This is a genomic window from Prosthecobacter sp., assembly GCF_049294395.1.
Lineage (GTDB): Bacteria > Verrucomicrobiota > Verrucomicrobiia > Verrucomicrobiales > Verrucomicrobiaceae > Prosthecobacter.
The window spans coordinates 1-2745 of sequence record NZ_JBAQCR010000163.1; the positions used below are offsets into that span (position 1 = coordinate 1).

Below are 2745 nucleotides of genomic sequence, written 5' to 3' on the forward strand. Positions count from 1 at the left end.
AGCCATACGGCCCCAGCCACCCCCAGGACTGCCGCCGCGATGCTGATGACCAGGGCCATGACCATGGCGCTCTGATCCAGCTGGAAGTGCAGCTCAGGGAAATGAAACAGCAGGGTGTACACCGCCAGCATGGTGTGGCCCAGACGCCAGCTGGCAAAAATGCCCACTGCGGTGCCTGCGGCCACGATCACCAAGGCATAGTTCAGGTAGTGCCGGCCCACCTGCCAGGAGGTGTAGCCGAGCGCCTTGAGCTGGGCGATCTGCTCCCGCTGCAGACGCACAAGCCGGGAGGTGACGGAATTTACCATGAAGGCCGCCACGCACAGAAACACCAAGGGATACGCGAGGGAGAGCGCTCGAACGATCCGCAGTTCGTCACCCAGCCGCTTTGAGCTGGAGTGATCGCTCAACGCATACGCGCCGGGGGCACCGTAGGTGACCAGCATCTGGTCCACCTCCTCGATCACCTCCTTGGGCGGTGTTCCGGGAGACAGATCCATGCAGAAGTCATTGAAAGCGCCATCCAGATCAAAGGCGGAGGCCAGGGACTGGTAGCGCAGCCAGAAGATGCCGTAGTGCTTGTTGTCCGGCAGGGTCTGCCCCGGAGGCGCTTCAAACACGAACTCCGGCGACAGCCCGATGCCGCAGATGTCCAGGTGGTCGCGATGCCCATTGAGGATGGCGGTGATGCGGTCACCTATCTGAAGCCCGTTTGCCTGCGCGAAGGCCTCGCTCACCACGGCCTCCCGCTGGGCCCCCACTGCGGGGAGCCTGCCCCGCCGCAGAAAGATCTGGTTGAGATTGAGCTTGCCGTCATCCGGCAGGGAAACCAGCCGCCCCCTGACCGGCTCCTGCACGCCTTCCATGTCCAGCAGAGCGCCTTCCACCACGCGGAGCTCCACCGCCGCCACACCGGGGATGTGGCTAAGCCGGTCCCGCAGGGACAGCGGCGCGCTCTTCACCTGACCGAACACATCCGGCATGTGGTAACGCTGGTAGTAGCTGTCCCGTGTTCTTTCCAGGCTCAGAATCACGCTTTGGGACACGATCATCATGGCCACGCCGCAGGCCATGACAAGGCTCACCACCAGTACCTGCCCTTTCATGCCGCCGAGGTCGCGGAGCAGTTTGCGGTCAAGTGTGGTGATCATTCAGAATGAATATGCAACGGCGGCCATGAAAAAGGGTCACACACTTTTCAAGCCCCAGCTTGATGAGTTTGCAACGCCAGAGAACATGCTATTTCCAAGCCGGTTTGTTGACAAGCCGCACCGTGAGCAAGTAAGCAAGTAAAACCCATGCCAGAACCAACCTCTGCCGCCCCCATCGCCATCATTGGAATCGGATGCCGCCTACCCGGAGGAGCCACCAACGCCCAAACTTTCTGGCAGATGCTCATGGGCGGGGTGGATGCCATCCGCGAAGTACCGCAGGACCGCTGGGACCACCGCTTTTACTACGACCCCGAACCTGGCAAGCCGGGCAAGACCTATTCCAAGTGGGCGGGGCTGATCGATGAGATCGACACTTTTGACCCGGGCTTCTTCGGCATCACGCAGCGTGAGGCTCCTTTCGTCGACCCGCAGCAGCGACTGCTGCTTGAGGCCACCTGGGAGGCTCTGATGGATGCGGGCCAGCAGGTGGACATCGTCAAAGGTGAAGACACCGGTGTCTTTGTGGGCATCTCCACGCATGATTACGGGGACATTCAGCAGAATTCCGCAGGTCGTGGCCTGGCCTATCCGCATTCCGCCACGGGAGTCGCGGCCAGCATCGCGGCCAACCGCATCTCCTACGCGCTGAATTTCCAAGGACCCAGCGTGGCGGTGGACACGGCCTGCTCCTCCTCCATGGTGGCGGTGCACATGGCCTGCCAGGCGCTGTGGAACAAGGAATGCACACGTGCCATCGCCGCCGGGGTGAACTGCATCATCACCCCCTTCCCCTTTGTTGCCTTCTCCAGCATGGGCATGCTGTCTGCGGACGGGCGCTGCAAAGCCTTTGATGCCAGCGCCAACGGCTTCGTCAGGGGTGAAGGCGTGGGTGCGGTGTGCCTGAAACCGCTCTCTGCCGCGCTGGCGGATGGCGATCCCATTTATGCCGTCATCCGCAGCACCGCCGTCAATCAAGACGGACGTACGTCCGGGATGACGGTGCCAAGCCGAGGCTCCCAGCAGGAGCTCATCGCCACGGCCTGCCGTCTCGCAGGCGTATCTCCGAATGAAATTCAGTATGCCGAAGCCCACGGCACAGGCACCACCATCGGCGATCTCATCGAAGGCAGCGCTCTGGGCACGATCCTTGGCGTCGGGCGTCAGCCCGGAGATGACTGCCTGCTCGGATCGGTGAAGACGAACATCGGCCATCTGGAGGCGGGCTCAGGCATCGCGGGGCTGATCAAAGTGGCCCTGTGCCTGAAGCACGGCATGGTGCCGCCGAATCTGCATTTCAACACGCCGAATCCCTCGCTCAACTTTGAGCGTCTGCGGCTGAAGGTGCCGGTGACCGCCACGCCGCTGAAGCAGGACGCGAAGCACCGCCTGCTGGCCTGCATCAATTCCTTTGGCTTTGGCGGAACCAATGCCCATGCCGTGCTGGAGGCTGCACCGCCACGTCCAGCGCCGGCTCCCGTCCCGGCACCCGCTGGCGATGAGCCGGAGTTCATCCTGCCAATCTCCGCACGCGGCACGGATGCCTCACTGGTGGCCGTGGCCAAGTCCTTCCACGATTTCCTGGAGTCTGCGG

The 2745-nt window shown here is 62.6% G+C and carries 2 protein-coding genes; one reads left to right on the plus strand and one right to left on the minus strand.

Annotated features, from left to right (window positions below; translation table 11 throughout):
* Positions 1-1151 (minus strand): ABC transporter permease (locus WAW39_RS11035; RefSeq protein WP_422318704.1); only part of this gene is annotated, 1151 nt, incomplete at its 3' end.
* Between the two features lie 147 nt (positions 1152-1298).
* Here WAW39_RS11035 and WAW39_RS11040 point away from each other — a divergent pair.
* The coding region (locus WAW39_RS11040; protein WP_422318706.1) for a type I polyketide synthase at positions 1299-2745 on the plus strand (1447 nt) is incomplete at its 3' end.